31 protein-coding genes are annotated in these 26,031 nt (G+C 71.7%); 21 read left to right on the top strand and 10 right to left on the bottom strand.

All coding sequences use genetic code 11. The annotated features are described in order from the left end of the window. Positions 1–32 precede the first annotated feature (32 nt). The 3 genes from CPCC7001_RS13575 to CPCC7001_RS13565 are packed head-to-tail and all read left to right on the top strand — an operon-like array spanning position 33 to position 1,701. Positions 33–602, top strand: a complete 570-nt coding sequence (locus CPCC7001_RS13575; protein WP_043369170.1) for a phycobiliprotein lyase — start codon at positions 33–35, stop codon at positions 600–602. A 5-nt stretch (positions 603–607) separates the two neighbouring features. Further along, positions 608–1,333 carry a tRNA (guanosine(37)-N1)-methyltransferase TrmD gene (gene trmD / locus CPCC7001_RS13570; protein WP_006910675.1) on the top strand — a complete coding sequence of 242 codons (726 nt, stop codon included), beginning with the start codon at positions 608–610 and terminating at the stop codon, positions 1,331–1,333. Next, complete coding sequence (locus tag CPCC7001_RS13565) at positions 1,327–1,701, top strand: YbjQ family protein (RefSeq protein WP_006910677.1); 375 nt, start codon at positions 1,327–1,329, stop codon at positions 1,699–1,701. The genes trmD and CPCC7001_RS13565 overlap by 7 nt, the downstream gene beginning before the upstream one ends. 70 nt (positions 1,702–1,771) lie before the next feature. Here the strand turns inward: CPCC7001_RS13565 and CPCC7001_RS13560 are convergent, their stop codons facing one another. Further along, a complete protein-coding gene (locus tag CPCC7001_RS13560; RefSeq protein ID WP_006911494.1) occupies positions 1,772–2,653 on the bottom strand; it encodes an SPFH domain-containing protein in 882 nt (293 codons plus the stop codon). A gap of 62 nt (positions 2,654–2,715) precedes the next feature. Between CPCC7001_RS13560 and CPCC7001_RS13555 the strand changes: the two genes are divergently transcribed. The 5 genes from CPCC7001_RS13555 (at position 2,716) to larB (ending at position 5,833) form a co-directional block, all read left to right on the top strand. Continuing rightward, on the top strand, positions 2,716–3,168 hold the full coding sequence (locus CPCC7001_RS13555; protein ID WP_006910632.1) for an NfeD family protein: 453 nt from the start codon (positions 2,716–2,718) through the stop codon (positions 3,166–3,168). A gap of 33 nt (positions 3,169–3,201) precedes the next feature. Next, positions 3,202–3,687, top strand: coding sequence for a 2-C-methyl-D-erythritol 2,4-cyclodiphosphate synthase (ispF, locus tag CPCC7001_RS13550; RefSeq protein ID WP_006909726.1), 486 nt, complete (start codon positions 3,202–3,204; stop codon positions 3,685–3,687). Between the two features lie 176 nt (positions 3,688–3,863). Then, positions 3,864–4,232, top strand: coding sequence for a TIGR03792 family protein (locus CPCC7001_RS14160; protein WP_225867303.1), 369 nt, complete (start codon positions 3,864–3,866; stop codon positions 4,230–4,232). Between the two features lie 6 nt (positions 4,233–4,238). Further along, positions 4,239–5,120: a methyltransferase domain-containing protein gene (locus CPCC7001_RS13540; protein WP_006911102.1), complete on the top strand. Its 882-nt coding sequence runs from the start codon at positions 4,239–4,241 to the stop codon at positions 5,118–5,120. After that, positions 5,114–5,833: a nickel pincer cofactor biosynthesis protein LarB gene (gene larB / locus CPCC7001_RS13535; protein ID WP_006911703.1), complete on the top strand. Its 720-nt coding sequence runs from the start codon at positions 5,114–5,116 to the stop codon at positions 5,831–5,833. Before CPCC7001_RS13540 ends, larB begins: the two co-directional genes overlap by 7 nt. Here the strand turns inward: larB and CPCC7001_RS13530 are convergent. The 4 genes from CPCC7001_RS13530 to CPCC7001_RS13515 all read right to left on the bottom strand — a co-directional run bounded on the left by CPCC7001_RS13530 (position 5,802) and on the right by CPCC7001_RS13515 (position 9,381). After that, complete coding sequence (locus CPCC7001_RS13530; protein ID WP_006910017.1) at positions 5,802–6,773, bottom strand: DUF1517 domain-containing protein; 972 nt, start codon at positions 6,771–6,773, stop codon at positions 5,802–5,804. The genes larB and CPCC7001_RS13530 overlap by 32 nt on opposite strands. A 25-nt stretch (positions 6,774–6,798) precedes the next feature. Then, positions 6,799–7,047 carry a sulfur carrier protein ThiS gene (thiS, locus tag CPCC7001_RS13525; protein ID WP_006909813.1) on the bottom strand — a complete coding sequence of 83 codons (249 nt, stop codon included), beginning with the start codon at positions 7,045–7,047 and terminating at the stop codon, positions 6,799–6,801. Between the two features lie 116 nt (positions 7,048–7,163). After that, positions 7,164–8,258 carry a thiamine phosphate synthase gene (locus CPCC7001_RS13520; RefSeq protein WP_006911570.1) on the bottom strand — a complete coding sequence of 365 codons (1,095 nt, stop codon included), beginning with the start codon at positions 8,256–8,258 and terminating at the stop codon, positions 7,164–7,166. A gap of 133 nt (positions 8,259–8,391) precedes the next feature. Then, positions 8,392–9,381: a bifunctional riboflavin kinase/FAD synthetase gene (locus CPCC7001_RS13515; RefSeq protein WP_006910004.1), complete on the bottom strand. Its 990-nt coding sequence runs from the start codon at positions 9,379–9,381 to the stop codon at positions 8,392–8,394. A gap of 77 nt (positions 9,382–9,458) precedes the next feature. On the opposite strand from CPCC7001_RS13515, the gene CPCC7001_RS13510 reads away from it, so the two are divergent. Then, positions 9,459–10,040 carry a DUF3611 family protein gene (locus CPCC7001_RS13510; RefSeq protein WP_043369168.1) on the top strand — a complete coding sequence of 194 codons (582 nt, stop codon included), beginning with the start codon at positions 9,459–9,461 and terminating at the stop codon, positions 10,038–10,040. Here CPCC7001_RS13510 and surE read toward each other — a convergent pair. Beyond that, positions 10,025–10,816: a 5'/3'-nucleotidase SurE gene (gene surE, locus CPCC7001_RS13505; RefSeq protein WP_043369167.1), complete on the bottom strand. Its 792-nt coding sequence runs from the start codon at positions 10,814–10,816 to the stop codon at positions 10,025–10,027. The genes CPCC7001_RS13510 and surE overlap by 16 nt on opposite strands. A gap of 59 nt (positions 10,817–10,875) precedes the next feature. Here surE and pheS point away from each other — a divergent pair, with 59 nt between their 5' ends. From pheS to CPCC7001_RS13485, 4 genes are all read left to right on the top strand, one after another. After that, positions 10,876–11,904, top strand: coding sequence for a phenylalanine--tRNA ligase subunit alpha (gene pheS, locus CPCC7001_RS13500; RefSeq protein WP_006910418.1), 1,029 nt, complete (start codon positions 10,876–10,878; stop codon positions 11,902–11,904). 68 nt (positions 11,905–11,972) lie between these two features. Continuing rightward, on the top strand, positions 11,973–12,890 hold the full coding sequence (locus CPCC7001_RS13495) for an NAD(+) kinase (protein ID WP_043369166.1): 918 nt from the start codon (positions 11,973–11,975) through the stop codon (positions 12,888–12,890). After that, positions 12,887–13,555 (top strand): response regulator transcription factor, encoded by a 669-nt coding sequence (locus CPCC7001_RS13490; protein ID WP_006910925.1) that lies wholly within the window; start codon positions 12,887–12,889, stop codon positions 13,553–13,555. Before CPCC7001_RS13495 ends, CPCC7001_RS13490 begins: the two co-directional genes overlap by 4 nt. Beyond that, a complete protein-coding gene (locus CPCC7001_RS13485; RefSeq protein ID WP_006911215.1) occupies positions 13,555–14,076 on the top strand; it encodes a DUF192 domain-containing protein in 522 nt (173 codons plus the stop codon). The genes CPCC7001_RS13490 and CPCC7001_RS13485 overlap by 1 nt, the downstream gene beginning before the upstream one ends. Here the strand turns inward: CPCC7001_RS13485 and CPCC7001_RS13480 are convergent. Continuing rightward, positions 14,048–15,337 (bottom strand): bifunctional cobalt-precorrin-7 (C(5))-methyltransferase/cobalt-precorrin-6B (C(15))-methyltransferase, encoded by a 1,290-nt coding sequence (locus CPCC7001_RS13480; protein ID WP_006909219.1) that lies wholly within the window; start codon positions 15,335–15,337, stop codon positions 14,048–14,050. The two genes, CPCC7001_RS13485 and CPCC7001_RS13480, sit on opposite strands and share 29 nt — an antisense overlap. A gap of 26 nt (positions 15,338–15,363) precedes the next feature. Between CPCC7001_RS13480 and CPCC7001_RS13475 the strand changes: the two genes are divergently transcribed. Genes CPCC7001_RS13475 through CPCC7001_RS13455 form a run of 5 tightly spaced genes read left to right on the top strand, consistent with a single transcriptional unit; the run spans position 15,364 to position 20,830 of the window. Beyond that, complete coding sequence (locus CPCC7001_RS13475) at positions 15,364–15,594, top strand: hypothetical protein (protein WP_006909097.1); 231 nt, start codon at positions 15,364–15,366, stop codon at positions 15,592–15,594. A 56-nt stretch (positions 15,595–15,650) separates the two neighbouring features. Beyond that, positions 15,651–18,164, top strand: coding sequence for a GH116 family glycosyl hydrolase (locus CPCC7001_RS13470; protein WP_006910376.1), 2,514 nt, complete (start codon positions 15,651–15,653; stop codon positions 18,162–18,164). Beyond that, positions 18,161–18,640 (top strand): DUF3122 domain-containing protein, encoded by a 480-nt coding sequence (locus CPCC7001_RS13465; protein ID WP_006909167.1) that lies wholly within the window; start codon positions 18,161–18,163, stop codon positions 18,638–18,640. The genes CPCC7001_RS13470 and CPCC7001_RS13465 overlap by 4 nt, the downstream gene beginning before the upstream one ends. Before the next feature lie 10 nt (positions 18,641–18,650). Then, positions 18,651–19,802 carry a bifunctional diaminohydroxyphosphoribosylaminopyrimidine deaminase/5-amino-6-(5-phosphoribosylamino)uracil reductase RibD gene (gene ribD, locus CPCC7001_RS13460; protein WP_156796802.1) on the top strand — a complete coding sequence of 384 codons (1,152 nt, stop codon included), beginning with the start codon at positions 18,651–18,653 and terminating at the stop codon, positions 19,800–19,802. Beyond that, positions 19,757–20,830 (top strand): mechanosensitive ion channel family protein, encoded by a 1,074-nt coding sequence (locus CPCC7001_RS13455; RefSeq protein WP_006910553.1) that lies wholly within the window; start codon positions 19,757–19,759, stop codon positions 20,828–20,830. Before ribD ends, CPCC7001_RS13455 begins: the two co-directional genes overlap by 46 nt. Here CPCC7001_RS13455 and CPCC7001_RS13450 read toward each other — a convergent pair. From CPCC7001_RS13450 to CPCC7001_RS13440, 3 genes are read right to left on the bottom strand one after another with little or no spacing between them, the layout of a single operon-like run. After that, positions 20,796–21,290 carry a DUF427 domain-containing protein gene (locus CPCC7001_RS13450; protein WP_006909306.1) on the bottom strand — a complete coding sequence of 165 codons (495 nt, stop codon included), beginning with the start codon at positions 21,288–21,290 and terminating at the stop codon, positions 20,796–20,798. The genes CPCC7001_RS13455 and CPCC7001_RS13450 overlap by 35 nt on opposite strands. Positions 21,291–21,303: 13 nt before the next feature. Further along, positions 21,304–21,549, bottom strand: a complete 246-nt coding sequence (locus CPCC7001_RS13445; protein WP_006909875.1) for a Nif11-like leader peptide family RiPP precursor — start codon at positions 21,547–21,549, stop codon at positions 21,304–21,306. Next, positions 21,546–22,193, bottom strand: a complete 648-nt coding sequence (locus CPCC7001_RS13440; RefSeq protein WP_006910292.1) for an SOS response-associated peptidase — start codon at positions 22,191–22,193, stop codon at positions 21,546–21,548. Before CPCC7001_RS13440 ends, CPCC7001_RS13445 begins: the two co-directional genes overlap by 4 nt. Positions 22,194–22,340: 147 nt before the next feature. On the opposite strand from CPCC7001_RS13440, the gene ftsH reads away from it, so the two are divergent. The 3 genes from ftsH (at position 22,341) to lexA (ending at position 26,031) form a co-directional block, all read left to right on the top strand. Next, positions 22,341–24,224 carry an ATP-dependent zinc metalloprotease FtsH gene (ftsH, locus tag CPCC7001_RS13435; protein ID WP_006909345.1) on the top strand — a complete coding sequence of 628 codons (1,884 nt, stop codon included), beginning with the start codon at positions 22,341–22,343 and terminating at the stop codon, positions 24,222–24,224. 92 nt (positions 24,225–24,316) lie between these two features. Beyond that, positions 24,317–25,327 carry an ornithine carbamoyltransferase gene (argF, locus tag CPCC7001_RS13430; RefSeq protein ID WP_006910527.1) on the top strand — a complete coding sequence of 337 codons (1,011 nt, stop codon included), beginning with the start codon at positions 24,317–24,319 and terminating at the stop codon, positions 25,325–25,327. Between the two features lie 86 nt (positions 25,328–25,413). Continuing rightward, a complete protein-coding gene (gene lexA / locus CPCC7001_RS13425) occupies positions 25,414–26,031 on the top strand; it encodes a transcriptional repressor LexA (protein WP_043370182.1) in 618 nt (205 codons plus the stop codon).

Raw genomic sequence — 26,031 nt, 5'->3', positions numbered from 1 at the left:
CGACTGAGCCAGGCGGCTGAGAGAATGGCCCCATGAGCGACACTCCTGCCTTTCCGCCCGAGGAGATCGGGGCCTTCCTGCGCTTCTGCGCCGGGGAGTGGATGAGTCTGCGCAGCGAATTCGCCCTGGGGGCGATCGAGGCGCAAGCCAACGGGGGCGAGGACGGCACGGCCCTAGGCGACGAAACAGCCCAGAGCGACGAAACAGTCCAGGGCGACGAATGGCACAGCAGCGAGCGGGGCGAGCTGCTGGTGACCTTCCTGGAACCCGCCGGCGGCCACGGCCCCGGTGGCCTGCGGGTGGGCCCCAAAAACAGTCCCCAGCGGGATCTTCACTTCCGCCCGGATGGGCGCTTTTCCAGCGGTGAGGCCGGCACCCCGGCCGGGGCCGCACCCCTGGAGGGCGACTGGGAGCTCTGGCCCGACGGGAGCCTTGAACTGCGGCTCGAGCAGGAGGGCCGCGAGGTGCGGGAGCGCATCTGGTTCACCAAGCCCAACCTGCGGCTGCGCAGCACGGTGGAGCGGCAGGGCGACGGCAGCCCGGGACGGGCCAGCTTCAGCTCCGAGATCCGCCGGGTGAGTCGCCCCGCCACCGGCAGCTGATGGCCATGCGGCTGGACGTGGTGAGCCTCACGCCCGAGGCCTTCACCCCGCTGCTGAGCCTTGGGGTGATCGGGCGTGCCTTCGCCGCCGGCATCGCCGAGCTGCATGTGCACAATCCCCGCGATCACGCCACAGACCGCTACCGCAAGGTGGATGACCAGCCCTATGGCGGCGGCGCCGGCATGGTGCTCAAGCCCGAGCCGGTGTTCGCCGCGGTGGAGGCGATTCCGGTGCTGCCCAGGCGCCGGGTGCTGCTGATGAGCCCCCAGGGGCAACCACTGCGCCAGGCCGACCTGCGCCGCTGGGCCAGCGAGGCCGACCAGCTGGTGTTCCTCTGCGGCCACTACGAGGGCTTCGATGAACGCATCCGCTCCCTGGCCGACGAGGAGGTGTCGATCGGTGACTTCGTGCTCACCGGAGGCGAGCTGCCGGCCGCCGTGATCATCAACGGCGTGGTGCGGCTGCTGCCGGGCACGGTGGGCACCGCGGCATGCCTTCAGGAGGAGAGCCACAGCACCCTGCTGCTGGAGCATCCCCACTACACCCGGCCGGCCAGCTTCCGGGGCCTGGAGGTGCCGGCCGTGCTGCGCAGCGGCGACCACGGCGCCGTGGCCCGCTGGCGCCAGGAGCAGCAGCGGCAGCGCACCGCCGAACGTCGCCCGGATCTCTACGCCCGCTGGCAGGGGGAGCAGGAGGCTGGCCCATCTGCAGGCAGTCCCCCACCATGCTGATCACCACCACCCCCAGCCTCGAGGGCCGGAGCATCCAGCGCTACCTGGGTCCGGTGCACGGCGAGGCGATCCTGGGCGCCAACATCTTTCGCGACCTGCTCGCCTCGGTGCGCGATGTGGTGGGCGGCCGGGCCCGGGCCTACGAGAAGGCGCTCCAGCAGGCCCGCCAGGAGGCCATGGAGGAGCTGGCCCGCAGGGCCGAGCTGCTCGGCGCCGACGCCGTCGTGGGCCTGCAGCTCGATACCGAGGTGCTGGGCCAGTCGGGCGGGATGCTGATGGTGTGCGCGGTCGGCACGGCGGTGCGGCTGGACGCGGAGGCAGGCAGCGCCCTGCCCCTGCCTCCGCCGCCCCTGCCGCCCCAGGCCTGAAGCCCCGTTGAAGCCCCCAGGCGGGGGCCGGGGAGGTGGGCTTGAGGAGCCGTCTGAGGAGCCGAGCGGCTCAAGTCTGGCCCTTCTGCAGCCCCTTCAGGGCCGCCAGCAGCGATGCCGGGCTCTGGGGGTCCACCATCAGCACGCTGCCCCCCTGGGCCCGGGCCATCTCCTGGCCCATCGCCATCCACTCACTGGCCAGCAGCAGCCTCAGGGCTTCGGCCGCGGCGGGATTGGCCTCGATCGCCTCGGCCAGCCGGGTGGCGGCCGCGGCCTTGGCCTCCGCCTGCAGGGTCTGCTCCTTGGCCTCCGCCTCGGCCTGAAGCAGCAGCGCCTGGGCCCGGCCGCGGGCGGCATTGAGCTCGCTGTCGCGCACCCCCTCCGACCGCAGGATGGCGGCCCGCTTCTCCCGCTCGGCGGTCATCTGCTGCTCCATCGCCTGCTGCACGCCGGCCGAAGGGTGGATGTCCCGCAGCTCCACCCGGGTCACCTTCACGCCCCAGGGGTCGGTGGCCTGATCCAGCTCGCGCAGCAGGGCCTCGTTCACCTCCTGGCGGGTGGTGAAGGTCTGGTCGAGGTCGAGCTTGCCCATCTCGGCGCGGATCTGGGTGAGCACCAGGTTCACCATCGCCGCCTGCAGGTTGTCCACGGCGTAGTAGGCGCGGGCGTGCTCCAGCAGCTGCCAGTACACCACCGCATCCACCTCGATCGACACGTTGTCGCGGGTGATGCACTGCTGCGGGGGAATGTCGAGCACCCGCTCCTTGAGGGATTCATGGCTCACCACCTTCTCCACCACCGGCAGCACGAAGGAGAGACCCGGCTGCAGCTGGCGGTCGTACTTGCCGAGCCGCTCCACCAGCCGCGACTGACCACCACTGGTGACCTTGATGCTGTTCACCCCGAGGAACGCCATCACCACCAGGGCCGGCAGACCGAACAGGGTTTCCATCGCCGGAGCAGCAGCAGAGGCCTCAAGCTAGGCAGCATGGAGCCTCCCCACCACCCGACCCGATGGCCCTGGCGTCCCTGATCTGGCTGGCGGTGGGTCTGGGCCTGCTGGCGATCGAATGGCTCGGGGCCGAATTCGACGGCCTGCTGGAAGCGGCGGTGGCGGCTCTGGTGGTGTCGGTGCTCAGTGCCTTGCTGCCCTGGCCGCCGCTGCTGCAGGTGGCGGCCTTTGCCGTGCTGAGCGGCCTGGGGCTCCTGGCCCTGCGGGGCTGGGAGCGGCGCAGCCGGGAGCGGTCGATTCCCGCCAGCAGCCGCAGCCAGCGGGCCGAGGTGATCGGTGGCTTCGACGGCAGCCCGGAGGGACGGGTGCGCTGGCAGGGCCAGAGCTGGGCCGCCATCTGCCTGGAGGCCGGCGCCCCGCTGCCGCCCGGCTCCGCCGTGACGGTGATGGGACGGGACGGCAACCATCTGCAGGTGCTGCCGGACGCCCGCGGCACCGGCGCTGCAGGACACTGAGGACCGCACCGGAGACCCAGAGCGGAACGTCCCATGCAGCTGCGCATCGGCAATGGCTACGACATCCACCGGCTGGTGAGCGGCAGACCCCTGATCCTCGGCGGGCAGCAGCTGCACCATCCCGAGGGGCTCGGACTCGACGGCCACAGCGATGCCGACGTGCTGGTGCATGCCCTGATGGATGCCCTGCTCGGTGCCCTCGCCCTGGGCGACATCGGCAAGCACTTCCCGCCGGACGATCCGCGCTGGAAGGGTGCCGACAGCCTGGTGCTGCTGGAGCAGGTGATGGCGCTGGTGCGACAGCGGGGCTGGAGCGTGGTGAATCTGGATGCGGTGGTGGTGGCGGAGCGGCCGAAGCTCAAGCCCCACATCCCGGCCATGCAGGCGGCCATCGCCCAGCGGCTGGAGCTGGAGCCCGATCAGGTGGGGGTGAAGGCCACCACGAACGAACGCCTGGGCGCCGAGGGACGCGAGGAGGGCATCTCCTGCCATGCGGTGGCCCTGCTGCAGCGGCCATGACCCTGCTCCGCCGGCTGGGGATCACTGCCCTGCGGGGGGTGCTGCTGCTGTTGCTCCTGGGCGTGGTGGGGCTGCAGGCTGGCCCCGGGGCGATGGCCGCGGCCACCGGTCCAGCCGCCGTGATGCGCCCCGGCGGGGCGGCCCCTGCCCCCAGCACCCCTGCCCTGCGATCCCCCATGGCCGAACCCCGAGCCGAGCAGCCACCCAAGCAACCACCGATGGACGCGCAGAGCGAGGTGGTGGAGGTGCTCCGGCTGCAGGTGCCTGCCCGATCCCGGCAGGCCTGGCTGGAAGCCGAGCAGGCCAGCTGGGAGCCCTGGCTGGCCAGGCAAGAGGGTTTTCTGGGCCGCCAGCTGTTCTGGGATCCCCAGCGGGAGGAAGGGCTGCTGCTGATCCGCTGGGCCAGCCGGGGCCAATGGAAAGCGATCTCCCCTGAGGCCGTGGGCGCCGTTCAGGAACGGTTCGAGCAGCACGCCCGCCAGCTCACCGGCAGCCGCACCAACCCCTTTCCGCTCCTCGACGAGGCGGAGCTGCAGCCGCTCTGAGCCGCGATGTCCGCCCACCCCCACCAGAGCGACACCGTCCAGAGCGACCTCCACCCGAGTGACAGCTACGTGCTCGGCTGTGATCGCGAGGAGCTCGAGCGCCTGGGCCGCCAGCACGCCATCTGGCGCGACGACTGCCGGCGGGTCTGGCGCCAGGCGGGCTTCGGCTCGGGCCAGCGGCTGCTCGACCTGGGCTGCGGGCCAGGCTTCGCCAGCCTCGATCTGGCGGACCTGGTGGGCCGCCACGGTCTGGTGCTGGGGATCGACAGCGCCGCTCCCTACCTCCAGCACCTGCGCGAGCGTGCCAGGCACCTGGACCTGCCCCAGCTGCAGGCCCTGCAGCGCGATCTCGGCGCTCCGGCACCGGCAGGCTCCATGGGCCTGGACCACCCGGCCCCCGGCGCCTGGGATGGGGCCTGGTGCCGCTGGCTGGCCATGTTCCTGCCGCAGCTGGACCCCCTGCTGGATCTGGTGCAGCAGGCCCTGCGGCCTGGCGGTGCGCTGGTGCTGCACGAATACGTCCGCTGGGACACCTTCTCCCTCCACCCCCAGGGGGCGATGCTGCAGCGGTTCGTGGCCTGCTGCATCCGCCACTGGCGGGACCACGGCGGCGACCCGGACGTGGCCAGCCGCCTGCCCGCCCTGCTGGAGCGGCGGGGCTTCCGGCTGGCCCATGGCAGAAGCCTGATGGCCTGCTCGGCCGGCACGGCGCCCAAGGCGCTGTGGCTGCAGGATTTCCTGGCCTCCTACCCGTCCCAGCTGATGGCCGCCGGTGTCTGGAGCCCCAGCGAGCAGGAGGCCCTGCGCAGCGAGCTGGAGCAGGCGCAGCGCCACGCCAGCCTCTGGGTCACGCCCGCCCTGGTGGAGATGGTGTGGATCCGGTGCTGAACTCTCCCTCGCCGGCACCGTCGCCATCCCCCGGCCAGGGGCCGGAGCACCGGCTCGATCTGGAGCGCCGCCAGCGCCTGGGCATGGTGGAGGCAGTGTGGGGCGAGACCAAGAGCGCCGGGCAGATCGCGGCGATCGCGCTGCGGCTGCACGAGGCCGGCGAGCTGCTCCTGGCCACGCGGGTGTCCGAGGAGAAGGCCCTGGCCGTGCTGGAGCAGGTGCCCGAGCTTGGCCTGCGGCACCATCCCCGTGCGCGCTGCCTCACCAGCGGGCGGTTGCCGCCGGAGCCCCCCAGCGGCGGCGGTGTGGCGGTGCTGGGCGGCGGCACCAGCGATCTGGGGGTGGCCAGCGAGGCCTGCCTGGCCCTGCGCTGCCATGGCATTCGCACCAACCTGCTGCTGGATGTGGGGGTGGCTGGCCTGCATCGGCTGCTGGGCCAGCTGGAGCCGCTGAGGCAGGTGGAGGTGCTGATCGCCTGCGCCGGCATGGAGGGGGCCCTGCCCACCGTTCTGGCCGGACTGCTGCCCCAGCCGGTGATCGGCGTGCCGGTGTCGGTGGGCTACGGCGTGAGCGCCGGCGGCATGGCGGCCCTGCACGGCATGCTCGCCAGCTGCGCCCCGGGGCTCACGGTGGTGAATGTGGACAACGGCTACGGCGCCGCCATGGCGGCCCTGCGCATCCTCAGAGGTGCTGGAGCTGGGGGTAGGCCGTGAGCAGCTCCTCGGTGCTGAACACCTCGCCGACGCCATCCGGCTGCCAGATCACCTCGATGGCCAGCAGATCGGACGCGGACACACCGCCCAGCACCTGCAGGGAATCGCGCAGCTGTTCCGCCGAACCGGCCCCCTTGATCGAGAGGCGCTGGCGGGTGGCCACCAGCAGGGTCACGGCGATGTAGTCGCTGCTGGCGTCGCTGTCACCGGCGGAGTCAGCGGCGGAGCGCCGGCCGGCCACGTTGGTGGTGAGCTCGGCGTCGAGCTTGCTGCGCTCGGCCATGCTCAGGCGGTTGAAGGTGGATTCGGCGCTGGCGAAGGGCACCTGGCCCACCTCGGCGCTGGCGTAGACCCAGAGATCGGGGTGACGCAGCAGGGCCAGGGTGGTTTCCTGCAGCACCATCTGCAGACCGCTGCTGCTGCTGGTGTCGGCCCGGGAGGCCAGCATGCGCAGGTCGTTCTGCACCTCACGGGCGGCGGCAAGCAGCCCCACCTGCACCTGGCTGATGGTCACCGGACCATCGGGCCGGGGCGCATAGCCGCCGCCGTTGCCGGGCAGGGATGGAGCACCGCCGGCTCCGCGCAGGGCGTTGCCGATCAGGCCGATCACGGCCATCAGGATCAGGAAGCCGAAGAGGCCTCCACCCCCGAAGCCGAAAATGGGGATCAGGAAGGGGAAGCCGAGCCCGCCACCGCCGAACCCGCCGCCCCCACCGCGGTAACCGCCGCCGCCGTAGCTGCGCGGCATCGAGGGGGCCGAACGGAAACTGCCCCCACCGATCCTGCCGCCCCTGGCGGCCAAGGCGGGGCCAGGAGCCCACACCAGCAGGGTGAGCAGCAGAGCCGGAAGAATCACGAGACTCAGGCTGCGGCGCCACCAGCGGGGGCGTTGTGGCTGCTGAGGGGTGGCGTTGGGGATCGGGGCTTCGGGGAGCGGCAACAGGGCCGGTGCGAGTGGAAGAAATCTAGGAACCACCTCCCACGATGGTGACCACTTCGAGCACGTCGGATTCCACCACCGCCTGGGTGGGCCAGCTCTGGCGCGGCAGGATCGTGCCGTTGAACTCCACCACCACCAGGCGCGGCTGGTAGCCCAATCCCTCCAGCACCCGATCAAGACTCAGGCCGGCCCGGCAGGGGCGGAGCTCCCCGTTCACCTGGATGAGGATCTCGCTCTCCGGGGCCGAGGCGGGTGGCTCCTTAGGGGTGGACATCGCTGGGTGAACGGTGGCGGGGTCCGCGCTTGCGGGCATCTGCCCTCAGGGTTGCACAGGCCGGTGGAGTGCCGGCGGGGTGCCGGCGGGGTGCCTGTGAAGCTCAGCTGCTGCAGTCAGCTGCTGCGGCCAAGGGCCGAGAGCAGCTGCCGGCTGGCAGCCGCCGGGTCGTCCGCCTCGGTGATCGCCCGCACCACCGCCACCCTCTCTCCACCGGCCTGGCGCACGGCGGCGATGCCCTCCGCCGTGAGCCCGCCGATGGCGAAGAACGGAATCGGACAGGCCTGGGCCGCCTGACTCACGTAGGCCAGTCCCACCGGCTGGCGGCCCGGCTTGGTGGGGGTGGCCTGCACCGGCCCCACCCCCACGTAGTCACAGCCGTCCTGGATGGCCTGCTGCAGCTGCGGCAGGGCGTGGGTGCTGCGGCCGATCAGCCGGTCGGGGCCCAGCAGCCGCCGGGCCAGGGCCGGCGGCAGGTCGCCCTGGCCGAGGTGCACGCCATCGGCATCCACCGCCAGGGCCAGATCGATGCGGTCGTTGACGATGAACAGGGCGCCCGCCTGGGCGCAGAGCTCGCGCAGGGCTCCGGCCTGCTGCAGCCGCTCCCGATCGGTGAGGGGAGCACCCCCAGGGCCGGTGCTCTCGGGCTTGGCCCTGTACTGCACCAGCCGCACCCCACCGGCCAGGGCGCCGGCCACCACCGCGTCCAGATCGGGCACCGGGCTGGTGACCAGGTAGAGGTGGCAGGCCTCCAGCCGGCGGCGGCGGGCCGCAGCGCCCTGGCCGGCGCGCAGCAGATCGGCATCGAGGTCGTAGAGGGTGTAGCGGATGGCGGCGGCCTCGGACGCCAGAACCGGATCGATGCCGCGCCCGAATTCCTCCAGCACCCGCAGCGCCTCCTGCACCCGGGAGGCATTGGCCGCCACCACCTGCTGGGGCCGCTGCCGTTCCGCCTGGGCCGGATGGGTCAGCCCCGCCCCGGCATCGGTGGCGGTGTGGCGCGCCAACTTGTAGGCCTCCCCATGCAGGCGACCCAGGCGCTGGCGCAGGTCCTTGCAGCGGGATACCAGATCGGCCCGCTCCAGGCCGAAGCGGGCCCAGTCCTCCAGCACCCGCAGGCCCTCGCGGGCACGGTCGAGATTGGCATCGAGCAACCGCCGCAGCGCCGGGGTGTCGGCAGCGGCTTGCGGCGAGAGGGGGGGGAGCACCATGGCCGGACGGCGAGGGATGAAAACGGACGGCACCGCCAGGACTGTCTAGGTTGGAGCGCAATCCCGGGGGCCGCGGCCCGTCAGCAAGGCCATGGAACAAGGCGGTCCGGACAACCCGATGCTGGTGCTGGTGTCAGGGATTCTGCTGCTCGGGGGCATCGCCACGTTCATGGCCTGGGGCCTCACCCACGCCTACCCCGGCGGTTAGGCAGCGCGCCCGCGCCGCATCCCTGGCGATCTGCGCGCTCAGGGCCTCCACGCCATCGAAGCGCTGCTGACGGCGCAGCAACGCCACCGGCTCCACCTGGAGCTGGCGGCCATGGAGCTCCAGATTGCGGTCCAGCAGATGCACCTCCACGGCGGAGGGGGCGAGGGGATCCACGGTGGGCTGGGGGCCGAGGTTCATCACCGCCGGCAACCAGGGTCCAGCCGCATCCACCTGGGCCCGGGCGGCGTACACCCCTTCCATCGGCAGGAACTTGCGGCCGTCCACCTGAAGATTGGCGGTGGGCCAGCCCAGCTGACGACCCAGACCCCGACCCTGCACCACCGCGCCGCGGAAGCGGTAGGGACGCTGCAGCAGCCGCTCGGCCTCCAGCAGATCTCCCGCCGCCAGGGCCCGCCGGATGCGGCTGCTGCTGAGCCGTTCCTCCCCATCGGTGAGCATCGGCACCACGGCCACCTCGATCCCCCGGGCGGCCGCCAGCGCCACCAGGGTGCCGGTGTCGCCCTGACGGTTCACTCCGAAGCGGAAATTGGTGCCCACCGCGATCCGGCGGCTGTCGAGCTGGTTCACCAGCACCCGGTCCACGAAGGCCTCAGGATCCAGCGCCGCCAGCTGCCTGTCGAAGGGCACCAGCACCAGCTGGCGGACGCCGAGCGGTTCGAGCAGCTCCAGTTTTTCGCTGGGCAGATCGAGCCGCAACCGCGGTTCGCCGTGCAGCACCTCGCGGGGATGGGGCCAGAAGCTCACCACCGTGGGCACCAGCGGCACCCCGTCCGCCACCGCGGGCTCGGTGACCGCCGCGATCACGCGCCGGTGGCCGCGATGCAGACCATCGAAACTGCCGAGGGCGATGGCGGTGGGGCGCTGGGCCTCCTGGGGTGTTCGCAGGGGAATCAACGCGACAGATCCCAACGCCGGTGCGGGCCTGGGCGATCTTCCCATGGCACCTTTGGGGGGTCGTTCACGCCGCCGCCATGGCCGACCGCCTCGATCTGCAGCTGATCTCGGCGGCGCTGCGGCGTCTGGGCTGGGTGCGCTTCTGGATCCAGCTGGTGCTGGCGGTGGTGGTGGTGGGCGTGCTGGTGTTCAACAACATCGGCGGGCGCCTGGCCGCCAACTCCTCCCGGGCCCTGGGGCTGGGGCCGGGCATCTCCCTCACCACCCTCTCGTTCCTGCTGCTGCTCTGGTGCCTGTGGCAGAGCTGGCTGGTGGTGCGCTGCGGCCGTGCCCTGGCCAGCCCCGTGCGCCCGAGCCGGGGGGAAACCGCCCGGCTGGTGAAGCGGGGTCTGCTGGCCGACCTGGCGGGACTCACCCTGGCGGCCGTGGGCTACCAGGCCATGGCCGGCAGCCTGTTCGTGCAGGCCTCCCAGCAGGTGCCGGGGTTCTTCGGTGCCCAGATCCAGTCCCAGCCCGGCACCGGCGGACGGGTGATCGGCCTGCCGATCACCTCGATCGAGATGTTCTCGGTGCTGGGCAACACCCAGGTGCTGTTCGCCCACCTGATCGGGCTGGCCATCAGCCTGTGGCTGCTGCAGCGGATCTACAGAACCAGCTGAGGCAGATCGCGGCAGGCGCCGCGCCAGAACAGCTCCGGCTGCAGCGGCGTGAGCGCCACCCCGCCGCCATGCACGTGGGCCACGTCCACGGGCCAGTCGGCCGGGCCGGCCACCTTGGCCTCCAGATCGTTCGCCACCTCACCGGCCAGCCAGTAGTAGGTGCGCCCCCGCGGATCCACCCGCCGGTCGAACTGGTCGGTGTAGCGGCGCACCGCCGTGCGGCACCAGCGCAGCTCGCCGATGCTCTCGGCCGGCAGCGGCGGCACGTTGAGGTTGAGCAGCATCCCCGCCGGCCAGCCCGCCTCCAGCATCTGCTCGGCCACATCCAGGGCGATGCCGGCGGCGGGAACGAACTGGCGCCACTGGAAGTCGGCGCTGCTCACCGCCAGCGACGGCAATCCCTCGATCGTGCCCTCCATCGCCGCGCTCACGGTGCCGGAATAGAGCACGTCGGTGCCCAGGTTGGGGCCATGGTTGATGCCGGAGAGCACCAGATCCGGCCAGGTGTCGAGCAGGGAGAAGAGGGCGAGCTTGACGCAGTCGCTGGGGGTGCCGCTGCAGGCCCAGGCCGTCACGCCGTCGTCGAAGAGTTCATCGGCCCGCTCGGCCCGGATCGGCGTCTGCAGGGTGAGGCCATGGCCGGTGGCGGATCGCTCCTGATCCGGGCACACCACCGTCACGTCGTGGCCGCGGGCCAGGGCGGCGTTGGCCAGGGTGCGGATGCCGCCGGCGAAGACCCCGTCGTCGTTGCTGATCAGGATCTTCAGGGGGGCCATCGGCACGCCGGGGTCTGCTCCGTACAGTCTCCCCCTTGCCCTCCGCAGCCGCGACCGCGATGAGCGCCGCCTCCCCCACGGGGTCCAGCCCCCTCACCCTGGAGCAGCTCGCCGGCCAGCTCGAAGCCCTCGAGGCCGAGGCCGCCGCCGCCATCGCCGCCGCGGCCACCGCCACGGAGCTCGAGGAGCTGCGGGTGGGGCTGCTGGGCAAGAAGGGCCGCCTCTCGGCCGTGCTCGGCGCCATGGGCAAGCTGCCGGGCCCCGACCGGCCGGTGATCGGCCAGCGGGCCAATGTGCTCAAGGAGCAGGTGCAGGGTCTGCTGGCCGAGCGACTGGCGGCCGTGAAGGGCGCCGCCATGGCCGCCCGGATCGCCGCCGAAACGCTGGATGTCACAGCTCCCTGCAGCTACGTGCCGCCGGGCCGCCGCCACCCCCTGATCAGCACCACCGAGGAGATCGTGGACATCTTCTGCGGCCTCGGCTACCGGGTGTCGGAGGGCCCCGAGATCGAGACCGACTACTACAACTTCACGGCCCTGAACATCCCCGAGCACCATCCGGCCCGGGACATGCAGGACACCTTCTATCTGGAGGACGGCCGGCTGCTGCGCACCCACACCTCACCGGTGCAGATCCGCCACCTGGAGAACAACCCGCCGCCGGTGCGGGTGATCGCTCCGGGGCGGGTGTACCGCCGGGACGCGGTGGATGCCACCCACTCGCCGGTGTTCCACCAGGTGGAGGTGCTGGCGATCGACGAGGGGCTCGACTTCACCCATCTGCGCGGCACCGTGACCACCTTCCTGCAGCGGTTCTTCGGCGATCTGCCGGTGCGCTTCCGGGCCAGCTACTTCCCCTTCACCGAGCCCAGTGCCGAGGTGGATGTGCAGTGGCGCGGCCGCTGGCTGGAGGTGATGGGCTGCGGCATGGTCGATCCGGCCGTGTTGCAGGAGATGGGACTGGATCCGGAGCGCTGGAGCGGCTTTGCGGCCGGCCTCGGGGTGGAGCGGTTCTGCATGGTGCGCCACGGCATCGACGACATCCGCCGGCTCTACACCAGCGATCTGCGCTTCCTCGAACAGTTCTGAGCGGACCGCGAGGCCGGAGGCTTCCGGGGGCGCCCCATAAACTCCAAGGGCCCCCTGCCCCTCGATCGGTGCCCTGTGTCGGACTGATCGTGAACGACGGCAAGGACCTGGCCGTCTCCACCGCCGACGCCATCCAGTGCCGCCTCGAGGCCCATGGGCGCGCCGTGGTGCGGGTGAGCAGCTCCGGGGGCATGGTGGGCTTCGCCAACCCTGACCAGCACCTGCGGGCCAAGGGCTACGCCGCCTGCGTGCCCAGCACCTTCACCGAGGAACTGGAGCTGGCGATCGTGCTCGGCGGTGACGGCACCGTGCTCTCCGCCGCCCGCCAGACCGCACCGATCGGGGTGCCGATCCTCACGATCAACACCGGCCACCTGGGGTTTCTGGCCGAGGCCTACCTGCACCAGCTGGACGCGGCCCTCGAGCAGGTGATCCGCGGGGAGTGGAGCGTGGAGGAGCGCACCTTGCTGGTGGTGAGCGTGCTGCGCAGCGAGCAGCGGCGCTGGGAGGTGCTCTGTCTCAACGAGATGGCCCTGCACCGCGAGCCGCTCACCTCCATGTGCCATTTCGAGATCGCCATCGGCCGCCACGCCCCGGTGGACATCGCCGCCGACGGGGTGATCCTCTCCACCCCCACCGGCTCCACCGCCTATGCCCTCAGCGCCGGCGGACCGGTGATCACGCCCGATTGCCCGGTGCTGCAGCTGACGCCGATCGCCCCCCACTCCCTGGCCTCCCGTGCCCTGGTGTTCAGCGACCGCGAACCGGTGACCGTGTTCCCCGCCACCCCGGAGCGGCTGATGATGGTGGTGGACGGCAGCGCCGGCTGTTACATCTGGCCGGAGGACCGGGTGCTGATCCGCCGCAGCGACCATCCGGTGCGCTTCGTGCGGCTCAACGACCACGAATTCTTCCAGGTGCTGCGCAACAAACTGGGCTGGGGCCTGCCCCACGTGGCCAAACCCGGCAACGGAGCGATGCCATGACGCCGGCGGGGTTGGTGTGGCTGCTCGGGCCGGAGCCGGAAGCCCTCGCCGCCCGGCTGCGGGCCTCGGGCTATGCCCTCTGGCAGGACACCGGGCAGGAGACGCCCCCCCCCGATGTGGTGGTGCTCTCGGCCTGCCAGGAGGAGCGCATCCCGGAACTGCGGCGCCGCTTCGGGGCCACGCCGCTGCTGCTGGATGTGCGGGACGACACCGTGGAAGCCCGGGCCCACTGCCTCAGCTCCGGCGCTGATGACTTCTGGCTCTCCAGCCTCGGGCCCAGCGATCTGCTGATGCGGCTGCGGCTGCAGCTCGGGCTCAGCCGCAATCTGGCGGTGCCCATCCAGCTCCTGCAGTTGGCGGATCTCACCCTCAACCCCACCACCCGCCAGGTGCGGCGCGGCAACCGTGCCGTGGCGCTCACCGCCCGGGAATACCAGCTGCTGCTGCTGCTGCTGGAGCGGCGCGGCACCGTGGTGAGCCGCGAGCAGATCCTCAGGCAGGTGTGGGACGACCGCCAGGCCACCAGCAGCAACGTGATCGAGGTGTACGTGCGCTACCTGCGCCAGAAACTGGAGGAGGGGGGCGAACGGCGGCTGATCCAGACGGTGCGGGGCCAGGGCTACTGCCTGAGCGAGCGCCTGCCCCCCCTGGAGAGCCGCGGCTGATGCCCCACGCCCTGCATCGGCACCGGCTGGCGGCTGCCCTGCTCGGCCTGGGGCTCACGGGCGGGGCCGTGGCCCTGGCCGACCCCCCGCCGTCACGCCAGCCGCCGCCCCAGTGGCTGCCCCTGGAGGCCCGCTGGTGCCCGGAGCCCGGGCGTTGCATCGCCCTGGAGGTGGCGGATGAGCCCCATGAGCAGGCCAAGGGTCTGCAGCTGCGGCCGGCGCTGCCACCATTGCGGGGCATGTGGTTCCCTTTCCCGAGGCCCACGGTGGCGCGGTTCTGGATGCACCGCACCCCCGAACCGCTCGACATGCTGTTCGTGGCCGGAGGCCGCGTGGTGGCGATCGAGACGGCCGCCCAGCCCTGCCCGCATCTTCCCTGCCCCAGTTACGGCCCGGCCCAGCGGGTGGAGGGGGTGCTGGAACTGGCTGCGGGCCAGGGGGCGGCCCAGGGGATCGCCGTGGGCACGCCGGTGGTGATCGAGCCGCTCCAGATCAGCCCGCCGCAGGGCGCTCACCCCTGAGCACCAGCACCGGGTTCATCGGGGCCAGGCGGGTGCCGTCCGCCAGGGGAGCGCCCCGCCAACTCTGGTGCTGACCCACCGCCACCCCCAGCCCGGCCTGCTCCAGCAGGGGCCGCAGCTCGGCGAGGCCCTCCACCGTGGCCAGGGGAACCACCACCACGCCACCCGGCCGCAGCCGCGGCAGCACGGCCGCGAGGATGGCGAGCCGGTCCCGGCCGCCGCCCCCCAGGAGCACCCGGTCCGGATCGGGCAACTCCGCCAGCACCTCCGGGGCCCGGCCCTCCAGCACGGCCGCGGGCCGCACCCCCAGCCGCTCGGCATTGGCGCTGATCACAGCCCTGGAGCCGCCGCGGCTCTCCACGGCCCAGAGCCGCAGCCCCGGCCTGAGCCGCAGGGCCTCCAGGCCGATCGATCCCACCCCCGCCCCCACATCCCAGAGCACACCGCGCTCCGGCAGGGCCAGATCGGCCAGCAGCTGCACCCGCACCTCCCGTTTGGTCATCAGCCCGGGGCGATCGGCATGCTGCAGGAAGACCCCATCGGGCAGCCCGAACAGCGGCAGCACGGCCGGATCGGGCGGCGGTGGCGGCTCAGCGATCAGCAGCACCAGGTGCAGGGGGTCGAGATCGGCTGGAAGCGGGGCCTGGGGGGCGAGCCGCTGCACCCGCTCGCGGGGATGACCCAGCCGCTCGCACAGCCAGAGGGCATAGGCCGCCTCCAGGCCCGAGGCCCGCAGGATCCGCCGCACCGCATCGGCGCCGCCGCGGCCGGGATCGGTGAGCACCGCCAGGGCCGAGGGGCGTTTCTGCAGCGCAGCGGCCAGCGGCCCGGGATCGCGGCCGTGCAGGCTGATCCAGCTGGCGTCCTGCCAGGGGCGGCCCAGCCGGGCGAAGGCCAGCTGCAGGCTGGCGGGGGCGGGATGGAAGCGCAGGGCCTCCCGCCCCAGCTCCTGCAGCAGCATCCGGCCGATGCCGAACCAGAGGGGATCACCGCTGGCCAGCACCACGGCCCGCTCGCCGGCCGCCAGGGCCTGGCTCAAGCGGGGCAGCAGGGCGGCCGGTCGATCGGTGGGCACGCAGCAGGCCGCCGGAAACGCCGCCGCGAGCGGCTCCAGCAGGCGTCGGGGGGCCGCCAGCAGCCCGGCCTGCTCCAGCAGGGCCCGGCGCTCCGGGGCCAGGGCCTCGAAACCGGCGGCATCGCAGCCCACCACATCGATCCAGCCGCCGGTCGTGGTCAGCGGGGTTTCCTGCACTGAAGCCATGATGCTGAGCCGCGTTCCCCACCGCCGTGAGCGATCGCCGCCAGCGTCTCCACGAACTCGTGCTTGCCCTGGTGCAGCGGCAGAACGATCTGGACCTGCTCGATGGCGACGGCGCCGCCGTCAACCCGGCGGAAGCCGCCAGCTGGCTGGAGCGCAACCGCCGGGTGCTGCAGCGCTACCAGGCGCTGGTGCGCACCGCCGTGACCCTCGATGCCCTGATCGACCAGGAAGCCTCCGGACCCGGGAGTCCGCTGTGAGCAGGCCATCCCCGTCGGGCCGTTTCTGACAAGCTGGCGCCACTTCCCACGGCTCCATGGCTCCCCTCGGACTGTCCGCGCTCAAGAGCCTGCTGCAGGACCGGGGGTCCGCCGCCACGCCACCGGCCAGCTGGTCACGGCCGTTCGGCCTCGGCTGGGAGCAGCCGTACACGGTGCGCTACGCCAGCAATCTCGATGACGGCCCCAACCACGGCATGCCGCTGGGCGGCTTCGGGGCCGGCTGCATCGGCCGCGCCCCCGACGGCAGCTTCAACCTCTGGAATCTCGACGGGGGTGAGCACTGGTTCGGCACGCTGCCCGACTGCCAGTTCGCCCTGTTCGAGCGCGACGGCAACGGCAGCCGCGCCCATGCCCTCGCCGTGGCCCCCGAGGCCGATGCCTCCCGGCCGGACGCCGGCCCGCCCCTCAGCGCCTGGAGCTGGTACCCCGCCAGCACCGCAGACACGAGCACCGGCACCTACGCGGCCCGCTACCCCCTCAGCTGGACCAGCTTCAGCGGCGTGTTCAGCGCCCGGGTGGGCTGCGAGGCCTTCAGCCCGATCCTGCCGGGCGACTACGAGCGCAGCAGCTATCCGGTGGCGGTGTTCACCTGGAGCCTCAGCAACCCCACCCGCCGGCCCCTTGAGCTCTCGCTGCTGCTGAGCTGGCGCAACACCACGGGCTGGTTCACCAACACCGATCCCGCCGCCGCCGTGCACTTCCGCGACGACGGCAGCCCCGAGCACAACTACGTGCCCGCCATCGGCCGCAGCGAGGGGCAGCGCAACCGCTGGGTGGACGACGGCCCGCTCAAGGGGGTCCTGCTGGAGGGGCCGATCTCCGACCCCATCGCCGAGGGGCAGGGCCAGTGGTGCATCGCCACCGATGCCGGCCTGGAGGCGCGCCATCCCGGGCTGCGCATCCACCGCTGCAGCCGCTGGAATCCGGCCGGCGACGGAGCCGAGCTGTGGGAATCGTTCGCGCGCGACGGCTCCATACCCGACAGCAACAATGACCGCCACAGCGGGGCGAACGACCCGGCCAGTGCCGCCCTGGCCGTGCAGCTGCGGCTGGAGCCGGGCGCCTCGATCGACATCCCCCTGGTGATCAGCTGGGACCTGCCCGTGACCGCCTTCGCCACCGGCAGCCGGGCCCTGCGGCGCTACACCGACCACTTCGGCGCCGACGGCACCAACGCCGCGGCCATCGCCGCCGAGGCTCTGGGGTCGTGGCCCAGCTGGCGGGAGCAGATCGCGGCCTGGCAGCAACCGGTGCTGGAGCGCACCGACCTGCCCGAACCCCTGCGGATGGCCCTGTTCAACGAGCTCTACGACCTGGCCTCCGGCGGCACCCTCTGGACCGCCGCCAGCCCCGAGGATCCGGTGGGGCGCTTCGGGGTGCTGGAGTGCCTCGACTACGCCTGGTACGAAAGCCTCGATGTGCGGCTGTACGGCTCCTTCGCCCTGCTGCAGCTCTGGCCCGAACTCGACAAGGCCGTGCTGCGCAGCTTCGCCCGGGCCATCCCCGCCGCCGATCCCACGCCGCGGCCCATCGGCTGGTACTTCACCCAGGGCAAGGGCCGGGTGGAGGCCCCGCGCAAGGTGGCCGGCGCCACCCCCCACGACCTCGGCGCCCCCAACGAGCGGCCCTGGGACGCCACCAACTACACGGCCTACCAGGACTGCAACCTCTGGAAGGACCTGGCCAGCGACTTCGTGCTGCAGGTGTGGCGCACCTTCCGGCTCGCCCCCACCGGCGAGGACCTGCGCTTCCTGGCGGACTGCTGGCCGGCGGCGGTGGAGGCCCTGCGCTACCTCAAGGGCTTCGATGCCAACAGCGATGGCCTGCCGGACAACGGCGGTGCCCCCGACCAGACCTTCGATGACTGGCCCCTGAAGGGCGTGAGCGCCTACTGCGGCGCCCTCTGGATCGCGGCCCTGGAGGCGGCGCTGGCCATGGGCCAGCGGCTGCAGCTGGAGCTGGGCCTGGACACCTCCAGCCAGCAGCGGGACTTCAGCAGCTGGCTGGAGCAGTCGCGCGCCAACTTCGACCGGTTGCTCTGGAACGGGGAGTACTACAACATCGATGCGGACAGCGGCACCCCGGTGGTGATGGCCGACCAGCTCTGCGGCGACTTCTACGCCCGCCTGCTGGAGCTGCCGCCGGTGGTGGCGGAGGAACGGGCCCGCAGTGCCCTGCGGGCGATCCGCGAGGCCTGCTTCGAAGGATTTCAGGGCGGTTCGCTGGGCGTGGCCAACGGCCTGCGCCGCGACGGCACACCGCTGGATCCCGACGGCACCCATCCGCTGGAGGTGTGGACCGGCATCAACTTCGGCCTGGCGGCCTATTACCGGCTGATGGGGGAGACGGACACGGCCCTGGCGATCACGGGCGCCGTCGTGCACCAGGTGTATGGGGGGGGCCTGCAGTTCCGCACCCCCGAAGCGATCACGGCGGTGAACACCTTCCGCGCCTGCCACTACCTGCGCGCCATGGCGATCTGGGCCCTCTGGGCCACCCACACCGGCTGGCAGCCGATTCCAGGCGCTGATCGGGAGGCCCTGGCATGAGCCGCATGCTCGGTCTGGTTCTGGCCCTGCTGGTGGCTCTGGCCGGTGGAGCGCCGGCCCTGGCCCAGCTCCACGCCCATCCCGATGAGAACGGCACCCCGGTGGTCCGCAGCCTCGAGAGTCTGCGCGACCTCGACTACCAGAGCTGGCAGCTGGTGGCGTACCGAGAGGGTCCTCCGGGCGGCCCCCTGCGCCTGCGGGTGGTGGGCTACCCGGGCAAGGTGCGCCTCGACCACCCCACAGCCCTGCGGGTGCGCAGCGGCCGTGGCCGCTGGGAGCTGGCCGACCGCACCCTGGAGAACCCGAAGCTGGCGGCCGATGGCCGTGCCGCCGCCGCCGAGTTCGATCTGGCACCGCTGCTGGCCGATCTGCACCAGGACCGGCCCCTGCGGCTGCAGCTTCCCGGGGTGTTCGTGGAATTGCCGGTGCCCCCCTTCGTGGTGGCTGAGTGGCGCAGCCTTGCCACCTCCCCGTGAGCCCCATCCCATGAGCCCAGCCCCGTCCGACTCCTGGCGACCGTGGATGCAGCGGGCCCTGCAGCTGGCGAACCTCGGCTGCGGCCGCACCAGCCCCAATCCGATGGTGGGCTGCGTGGTGCTGGATGCCGAGGGCCGGCTGGTGGGGGAGGGCTACCACAGCCAGGCCGGCGAGGCCCATGCCGAGGTGGGCGCCCTGCGCCAGGCGGGGGAGCGGGCCCGCGGCGGCACGGCGGTGGTGACGCTCGAACCCTGCTGCCACCACGGCCGCACCCCCCCCTGCAGCGATGCCCTGCTGGCGGCCGGCATCCGCCGCGTGGTGGTGGCGATGGCCGATCCCGACCCCCAGGTGGCCGGCGGCGGAATCGCCCAGCTGCGGAGCGCCGGGGTGGAGGTGATCGAGGGGGTGGCTGCCGAGGAGGCCCGGGCCCTGAACCGCGCCTTCCTGCACCGGATCGCCCACCGGCGCCCCTTCGGCATCCTCAAGTGGGCCATGGGGGTGGATGGGCGCACCGCCCTGCCCAACGGCGCCAGCCAGTGGATCAGCGGGCCGGAGGCCAGGAACTGGGTGCACGCCCTGCGGGCCCGCTGCGACGCCGTGGTGGTGGGTGGCGGCACCGTCCGGGCCGACGACCCCCTGCTCACCAGCCGGGGACGGCGCCACAGCGAGCCCCTGCGGGTGGTGCTCAGCCGCAGCCTGGCGCTGCCGGAGCGGGCCCGGCTCTGGGACACGGCGCAGGCTCCCACGCTGGTGGCCCACGGCTACGAGGCACCCGCCCGGCGGCGTTTCCAGCTGGATCAGCGCGGCATCGAGCGGCTGGTGCTGGAGGCCTGCGAACCCTGGGCGCTGATGCAGGAGCTGGCCCGCCGCGGCTGCAACCAGGTGCTGTGGGAGTGTGGCGCCGAACTGGCCACCGCTGCCCTGCGCCAGAGCTGTGTGCAGGAGGTGGCGGCGGTGATCGCACCCAAAGTGATGGGCGGCACCCTGGCCCGCACACCCGTGGGCGATCTGGGGTTTACTGGCATGCAGCAGGTTCCTGCCTGGCAGACCACCTGTCCCCAACAGCTCGGGGACGATCTGCTCTGGCAGCTGCACGCCCCCGAGCTTGATCGTCGATGGACTTCCCCACCGCTGCCGGCGCAGCGTTGCCCTTCGCCCTGAACATTCCTCTGCTGGGCCTGGGCCTGGCCATCGCCCTCTGGCTGCTGCTGGAGGTGGTGGGGCGGCGCTTCCGCAGCGGCTCCCTGACGCGGGCACTGCTGCTGCGGAGCCGCCTGAGCATCGCGGTCACCCTGGTGCTGGGCTCGATCGCCTGGTGGCTGGCGGTGCTGGCCGATCCCCGGCTGCTCGATCTGCCCCGCGACGGCGCCGAGGTGCGCGACGTGGCCCTGATGGTGGGCCTGTTCTGGACGCTGCTGCGCTGGAAGGGGGAACTGCACGCCAAGGCGGAGGGCTATGCCGCCCAGATGCTGCCGCGCATGGCCACCAAGGACCGGCTGTTCCTGTTCGACGTGCTCGACAAGCTGTTCGGCACGCTGATCGGCCTGCTGATCGTCTTCCAGGTGCTGCAGCTGCTGGGGGTCTCCGCCTCGGTGCTGATCGCCGCCGGTGGCTTCGGTGCCGCGGCCCTGGGCTTCGGGGCCCGCACCATCGTGGAGAACGGCCTCAGTGGCCTCAGCATCTACATCAACCGGCCGTTCACGGTGGGGGAAACCATCAGCCTGCCCGGCCTCAGCCTGCTGGGCACGGTGGAGCAGATCGGCTGGTTCTACACCCAGCTGCGCGATCCCGACCGTCAGCGCCTCTACGTGCCCAACGGCGTGTTCACGAGCCAGCCCGTGCAGAACGTGGCCGAGATCGACAACCGCCGCCTGATGATCCCCTTCAGCGTCAGCTACGACGACCGCGAGCGGATCCCGGCCATCAGCCAGGCCATCGAGCAGCGGGTCGTGGCGGTGGAGGGACTCGATCCCGCCAAGGATCACCTGGTGCATTTCATGGGCTACGGCGCCTCGAGCCTGGATCTGCGCCTGATGTGCTTCGCCAGCAGCGGCGACATCAAGGCCGCCTGGGCCCTGCAGCACCGGCTGCTGCTGCTGATCGGGGAGGTGGTGGCCGAGCACGGGGCCAGCATGCCCTTCCCCACCCGCACGCTCATACCAGCTCCGGGTGCGCCGGATCTCCCTTGAACGGTCCCTGCAGCCAGGGCAGGATCCAGCCCCCGTAGAAGCCTCCGGGCTGGGGCTCGACCGGGGCTCCGTTCACCCGGCAGCCGTCCGTCTGCGCCGGGTAGAGCGAGAGCCAGCCCGCCAGGGCTGCAAAGCCCGGGGTGGGCTTGGGGTAGCTCCAGGCGGCCCGTCGCCGCCGGCGGCCATCGCCTGGCGACACCAGGTCCCAGTAGCTGGCCAGGCCCTTCCACTCGCAGAACGAGCGTCCGTCCGCGGGCTGCAGCAGCTGCCGGTTCAGAACCTCGGGCGGTAGATACACCGTGGGGGGATGGAAGGTCTCCAGCACCCAGAGGCTCTCCTCGGTGGCGGCGAGGGTGTGTCCGAACACCTCCACCCGCACCGGCAGGGTGCAGCGCACCAGCGCCGGTGGGCGGGGATAGTCAGCCACCCGATCGGGCCGCCGGGAGCTGATGGTGTCCATGGCGCGGCAGAGCTCAGGCCTGGATGAAGTGACGCAGCCGCCGGGCCTCCTCTCCCGCCCGCCGCTGCAGTTCGGCATCGCTCAGCTGCGCTTCCTGCCGCTGCTGGGCCGCCAGCACATCGGCCTCATCCACCCCGTAGCCGCTGCCGCGGGCCAGGGCCAGGAAGTCGGCCAGCTCCAGGGGCTCCGCCAGCCGCTTGGCCAGCTCCTCCCGGCTGCGGGCCAGGGCCAGGAAGGCATCCAGTTGCTCGAGGCTCACCAGGGCAGCTCCAACTGGCTCTGGTCTAACCGGGCCTGCGGCTTGGGCAGCGGCTCCGCCAGCCATTCCGCCGGGTCCCAGGGCTCCAGCATCGGCTCGAGCGCCCGCAGCTCCGCCCCATCGCCGGCGGCCAGCCAGGGCTGCTCCAGCCCCTCGGGGATCACCGCGGGCATCCGGTCGTGCAGGGTGGCGATCAGGGCATTGGGGGCGGTGGTGATCACGCAGCAGGTCTCCAGCTCGGTGCCATCGGCCCCGATCCAGCGCTCCCACAGTCCCGCCAGCCAGAAAGGGGCCCCATCCCGCCGCCGGATGCGGTGGCCCTTCTCGAAGAACCCATCCGCCGGGATCAGGCAGCGGTGGTGGCGCCAGGGTCCCCGGAAGCTGGCCTTCTGGGCCAGGGTCTCGGCGCGAGCATTGATGGGGCGGCCATGGGAGGAGGCTTCCTTGACCCAGGCCGGCAGCAACCCCCACAGCGCCAGATCCACCCGGTTGCGGGCATGCTCACGGCGCAGGAGCAGCACCGGCTCCCCCGGCCGGATCAGCGGTCGTGGCCTGTAGTGCTCCAGCAGCCCCTGGGGCAGGGCTCCCTTGAGGCGAGGCAGCAGGCGATCGAGCTGGCTGGTGAGGGAGTAGCGGCCGCACATCGGGGCAGCGGAGGGGCCGGGAACAGGCGCGGGCGGGAGCTGCAGGAGGCGCGAATCCTGCCGGTGGAGGATCGGTTCTCCACCCTCTCAAGGGTCCGGGCTCCAACCCGACAGGCCTAGTTTGGGCACACCTTTGGCTGCCGCTCCATGCCGATCCGCCAGGACGACAACCGGCCCACGCGGCGCTTCGGCCTGATCAATCTGATTCTGATCGGCTTCGGCGTTCTGCTCCTGTTCAGCAACTTCCTGCCCAACGGCAACTCCCAGGTGCCGCGGGTGCCTTACTCCCTGTTCATCGACCAGGTGAACGACGACGGCGTGAAGCGCGCCTACATCACCCAGGAGCAGATCCGCTACGAGCTCAAGGAGCCTCCGGCGGAGGGGGCCCCCACGGTGCTGGCCACCACCCCCATCTTCGACATGGAGCTGCCCCAGCGTCTGGAGCAGCACGGCGTGGAGTTCGCCGCGGCTCCGCCCCAGAAACCCAACTTCTTCACCACGCTGCTGAGCTGGGTGGTGCCGCCCCTCATCTTCATCCTGGTGCTGCAATTCTTCGCCCGCCGCAGCGGCATGGGCGGAGGCGCCCAGGGGGCTCTGAGCTTCACCAAGAGCAAGGCGAAGGTGTACGTGCCGGATGAGGAATCCCGGGTCACCTTCGCCGACGTGGCCGGTGTCGATGAGGCCAAGACCGAACTCACCGAGATCGTCGACTTCCTCAAGACCCCCGAGCGCTACGCCGCCATCGGCGCCCGCATTCCCAAGGGCGTGCTGCTGGTGGGTCCTCCCGGCACCGGCAAGACACTGCTCTCCAAGGCCGTGGCCGGCGAGGCCAGCGTGCCCTTCTTCATCATCTCCGGCTCCGAATTCGTGGAGCTGTTCGTAGGCGCCGGTGCGGCCCGGGTGCGTGACCTGTTCGAGGAGGCCAAGAAGAAGGCCCCTTGCATCATCTTCATCGACGAACTCGACGCCATCGGCAAGAGCCGTTCCGGCTCGATGGGCGTGGTGGGCGGCAACGACGAGCGGGAGCAGACCCTCAACCAGCTGCTCACCGAGATGGACGGGTTCAGCGCCCAGGACAAGCCGGTGATCGTGCTGGCCGCCACCAACCAGCCGGAAACCCTCGATGCCGCCCTGCTGCGGCCGGGCCGTTTCGACCGCCAGGTGCTGGTGGACCGTCCTGACCTCTCCGGCCGCAAGAAGATCCTCGACATCTATGCCGAGAAGGTGAAGCTGGCCGAGGGCGTGGACCTCGAGAAGATCGCCCAGGCCACCAGCGGCTTCGCCGGCGCCGATCTGGCCAACCTCGTCAACGAGGCGGCCCTGCTGGCGGCCCGTGCGTACCGCACCACCGTCGAGCAGGGCGATCTGAACGAGGCGATCGAGCGGGTGGTGGCCGGGCTGGAGAAGAAGAGCCGCGTGCTCCAGCCCGATGAGAAGAAGGTGGTGGCCTACCACGAGGTGGGCCACGCCATCGTGGGACACCTCATGCCCGGTGGCGCCAAGGTGGCCAAGATCTCGATCGTGCCCCGCGGCATGAGTGCCCTGGGCTACACCCTCCAGCTCCCCACCGAGGAGCGCTTCCTCAACTCCAAGGAGGATCTGGAGGGTCAGATCGCCACCCTGCTCGGGGGCCGCAGCGCCGAGGAGATCGTGTTCGGCGAAGTGACCACCGGCGCCGCCAACGACCTGCAGCGGGCCACGGACATCGCCGAGCAGATGGTGGGCACCTACGGCATGAGCGACACCCTCGGCCCCCTGGCCTACGACAAGCAGGGCGGCAGCCGCTTCCTGGGCGGCCCCAGCAACCCGCGCCGGGTGGTGAGCGATGCCACGGCCCAGGCGATCGACAAGGAGGTGCGCTCCCTGGTGGACCGGGCCCACGACCGCGCCCTCTCGATCCTGCGGCACAACCGCTCCCTGCTCGAGAGCATTGCCCAGCAGATCCTCGAGAAGGAGGTGATCGAAGGCGACAACCTGCGCAATCTGCTCGCCGAGAGCGTGATGCCGGAGGAGGCCAGGGCCCTGGCCTGAATGCTGTCGGCCCGCTGACGGCTTTCCGCAACGCCAGCCCCCTTGACTGGGGGGCTGGCCATCTCCGATAAGGGTTCTTTGAGACGGGCCCGATGGTCAGCCAGCCCCAGTCCCAGCCTCACGCTGCCGCTGGTGTCAGCGACCCCGCGGCCCCCTTAGCCGCACTCGGCTCCCTCCGGGGGGCCGATCTGCTGTCCTCGGCCGACCTCGATGCGGCCCAGACCCGGGCCCTGCTGGAGCTCGCCAGCGCCCTGAAGCACGGGGAGCGCCGGATCGATCTGGGCGGAAGGGTGCTGGGGCTGATCTTCACCAAGGCCTCCACCCGCACCCGCACCAGCTTCACGGTGGCGATGGCTCGCCTGGGGGGCCAGACCATCGACCTCAACCCCCAGGTGACCCAGGTGGGCCGCGGCGAGCCCGTGGCCGACACGGCCCGGGTGCTGAGCCGCTACGTGGACGCCCTGGCCGTCCGCACCTTCGGACAGGACGAGCTCAAGGAGTACGCCCACTGGGCCTCGGTGCCGGTGATCAATGCCCTCACCGACCTGGAGCATCCCTGCCAGGCCCTGGCCGACTACCTGACCCTGCAGGAGGCCTTCGGGAGCGGCCCCCGGGATCTGGCCGGTCTCACCCTCAGCTACGTGGGCGATGGCAACAACGTGGCCCACTCGCTGATGCTCTGCGGCGCCCTGCTGGGGGTGAACGTGCGCATCGGCTGTCCCGTGGGCTTCGAGCCCGATGGCGGTGTGCTGGAACGGTCCAGGGCGATCGCGGCGGAGCAGGGCTCCACGGTGGAGGTGCACCATGAGCCGGTGGCGGCCGTGCGCGGCGCCCATGCCCTCTACACCGACGTGTGGGCGTCCATGGGGCAGGAAGAGGAAAAGGATTCCCGCGATGCCGCCTTCGCCGGCTGGTGCCTCGATGAGGAGCTGATCGCGGAGGCCGACAGCCGCGCCATCGTGCTGCACTGCCTGCCGGCCTACCGGGGCAAGGAGATCAGCGCCGGGGCGATGGAGGGCAGCGCCAGCCGCATCTTCGATCAGGCGGAGAACCGGCTGCATGCCCAGCAGGCCCTGCTGGCGGCCCTGCTGGGCATGGGCTGAAGCCCGTCGGCACCGGATCCTGGGTCGCGACACCCTGGACAAACGCCCCAAGGGGCGGTACATGTGTATCAGTGCTCAGCCTCCTGGTGCCCCAGTCCCTGCCCTCGGCCCTCACCTCCGCCCAGCAGGAGCTCTACGACTGGCTGGTCGACTACATCGGCCAGCACCGCCACAGTCCTTCGATCCGCCAGATGATGCAGGCGATGGGTCTGCGCTCGCCGGCGCCGATCCAGAGCCGCCTGCGGCACCTGCAGCAGAAGGGCTGGATCACCTGGCAGGAAGGCCAGGCCCGCACCCTGCAGCTGCTGGGAGCCGCCAGCAGCGGCATCCCCGTGCTCGGCTCGGTGGCGGCCGGTGGCCTGGTGGAAACCTTCGACGATGTGCAGGAACGCCTCGACCTGGCACCGCTGCTGGAAACCCGGGGCCTCTTCGGCCTCACCGTGAACGGTGACTCGATGGTGGACGCCCACATCGCCGACGGAGATGTGGTGCTGCTCGAGCCGGTGACCGACCCGGCGCGGCTCCGTGCCGGCACGATCGTGAGCGCCCTGGTGCCCGGCAGCGGCACCACGCTCAAGCACTTCCACCGCAACGGCGCCACGGTGACGCTGGAGGCCGCCAACCCGGCCTATGAACCGATCGTGCTGCCGGCTGAACAGGTCACGGTGCAGGGCAAGCTGGTGGCGGTGTGGCGGCAGGTGTGA

Source organism: Cyanobium sp. PCC 7001, from assembly GCF_000155635.1.
Taxonomy (GTDB): domain Bacteria; phylum Cyanobacteriota; class Cyanobacteriia; order PCC-6307; family Cyanobiaceae; genus NIES-981.
The sequence above is the reverse complement of the archived record's forward strand: the minus strand, read 5'-3'. Positions and strand labels throughout refer to the sequence as shown.

Bases quoted from the DNA above. Each gene is read 5' to 3' on its own strand.
- CPCC7001_RS13575 (WP_043369170.1), top strand. From the start codon at position 33: ATGAGCGACACTCCTGCCTTTCCGCCCGAGGAGATCGGGGCCTTCCTG.
- trmD (WP_006910675.1), top strand. From the start codon at position 608: ATGCGGCTGGACGTGGTGAGCCTCACGCCCGAGGCCTTCACCCCGCTG.
- CPCC7001_RS13565 (WP_006910677.1), top strand. From the start codon at position 1,327: ATGCTGATCACCACCACCCCCAGCCTCGAGGGCCGGAGCATCCAGCGC.
- CPCC7001_RS13560 (WP_006911494.1), bottom strand. From the start codon at position 2,653: ATGGAAACCCTGTTCGGTCTGCCGGCCCTGGTGGTGATGGCGTTCCTC.
- CPCC7001_RS13555 (WP_006910632.1), top strand. From the start codon at position 2,716: ATGGCCCTGGCGTCCCTGATCTGGCTGGCGGTGGGTCTGGGCCTGCTG.
- ispF (WP_006909726.1), top strand. From the start codon at position 3,202: ATGCAGCTGCGCATCGGCAATGGCTACGACATCCACCGGCTGGTGAGC.
- CPCC7001_RS14160 (WP_225867303.1), top strand. From the start codon at position 3,864: ATGGCCGAACCCCGAGCCGAGCAGCCACCCAAGCAACCACCGATGGAC.
- CPCC7001_RS13540 (WP_006911102.1), top strand. From the start codon at position 4,239: ATGTCCGCCCACCCCCACCAGAGCGACACCGTCCAGAGCGACCTCCAC.
- thiS (WP_006909813.1), bottom strand. From the start codon at position 7,047: ATGTCCACCCCTAAGGAGCCACCCGCCTCGGCCCCGGAGAGCGAGATC.
- CPCC7001_RS13520 (WP_006911570.1), bottom strand. From the start codon at position 8,258: ATGGTGCTCCCCCCCCTCTCGCCGCAAGCCGCTGCCGACACCCCGGCG.
- CPCC7001_RS13510 (WP_043369168.1), top strand. From the start codon at position 9,459: ATGGCCGACCGCCTCGATCTGCAGCTGATCTCGGCGGCGCTGCGGCGT.
- surE (WP_043369167.1), bottom strand. From the start codon at position 10,816: ATGGCCCCCCTGAAGATCCTGATCAGCAACGACGACGGGGTCTTCGCC.
- pheS (WP_006910418.1), top strand. From the start codon at position 10,876: ATGAGCGCCGCCTCCCCCACGGGGTCCAGCCCCCTCACCCTGGAGCAG.
- CPCC7001_RS13490 (WP_006910925.1), top strand. From the start codon at position 12,887: ATGACGCCGGCGGGGTTGGTGTGGCTGCTCGGGCCGGAGCCGGAAGCC.
- CPCC7001_RS13485 (WP_006911215.1), top strand. From the start codon at position 13,555: ATGCCCCACGCCCTGCATCGGCACCGGCTGGCGGCTGCCCTGCTCGGC.
- CPCC7001_RS13480 (WP_006909219.1), bottom strand. From the start codon at position 15,337: ATGGCTTCAGTGCAGGAAACCCCGCTGACCACGACCGGCGGCTGGATC.
- CPCC7001_RS13470 (WP_006910376.1), top strand. From the start codon at position 15,651: ATGGCTCCCCTCGGACTGTCCGCGCTCAAGAGCCTGCTGCAGGACCGG.
- CPCC7001_RS13465 (WP_006909167.1), top strand. From the start codon at position 18,161: ATGAGCCGCATGCTCGGTCTGGTTCTGGCCCTGCTGGTGGCTCTGGCC.
- ribD (WP_156796802.1), top strand. From the start codon at position 18,651: ATGAGCCCAGCCCCGTCCGACTCCTGGCGACCGTGGATGCAGCGGGCC.
- CPCC7001_RS13455 (WP_006910553.1), top strand. From the start codon at position 19,757: ATGGACTTCCCCACCGCTGCCGGCGCAGCGTTGCCCTTCGCCCTGAAC.
- CPCC7001_RS13450 (WP_006909306.1), bottom strand. From the start codon at position 21,290: ATGGACACCATCAGCTCCCGGCGGCCCGATCGGGTGGCTGACTATCCC.
- CPCC7001_RS13440 (WP_006910292.1), bottom strand. From the start codon at position 22,193: ATGTGCGGCCGCTACTCCCTCACCAGCCAGCTCGATCGCCTGCTGCCT.
- ftsH (WP_006909345.1), top strand. From the start codon at position 22,341: ATGCCGATCCGCCAGGACGACAACCGGCCCACGCGGCGCTTCGGCCTG.
- argF (WP_006910527.1), top strand. From the start codon at position 24,317: ATGGTCAGCCAGCCCCAGTCCCAGCCTCACGCTGCCGCTGGTGTCAGC.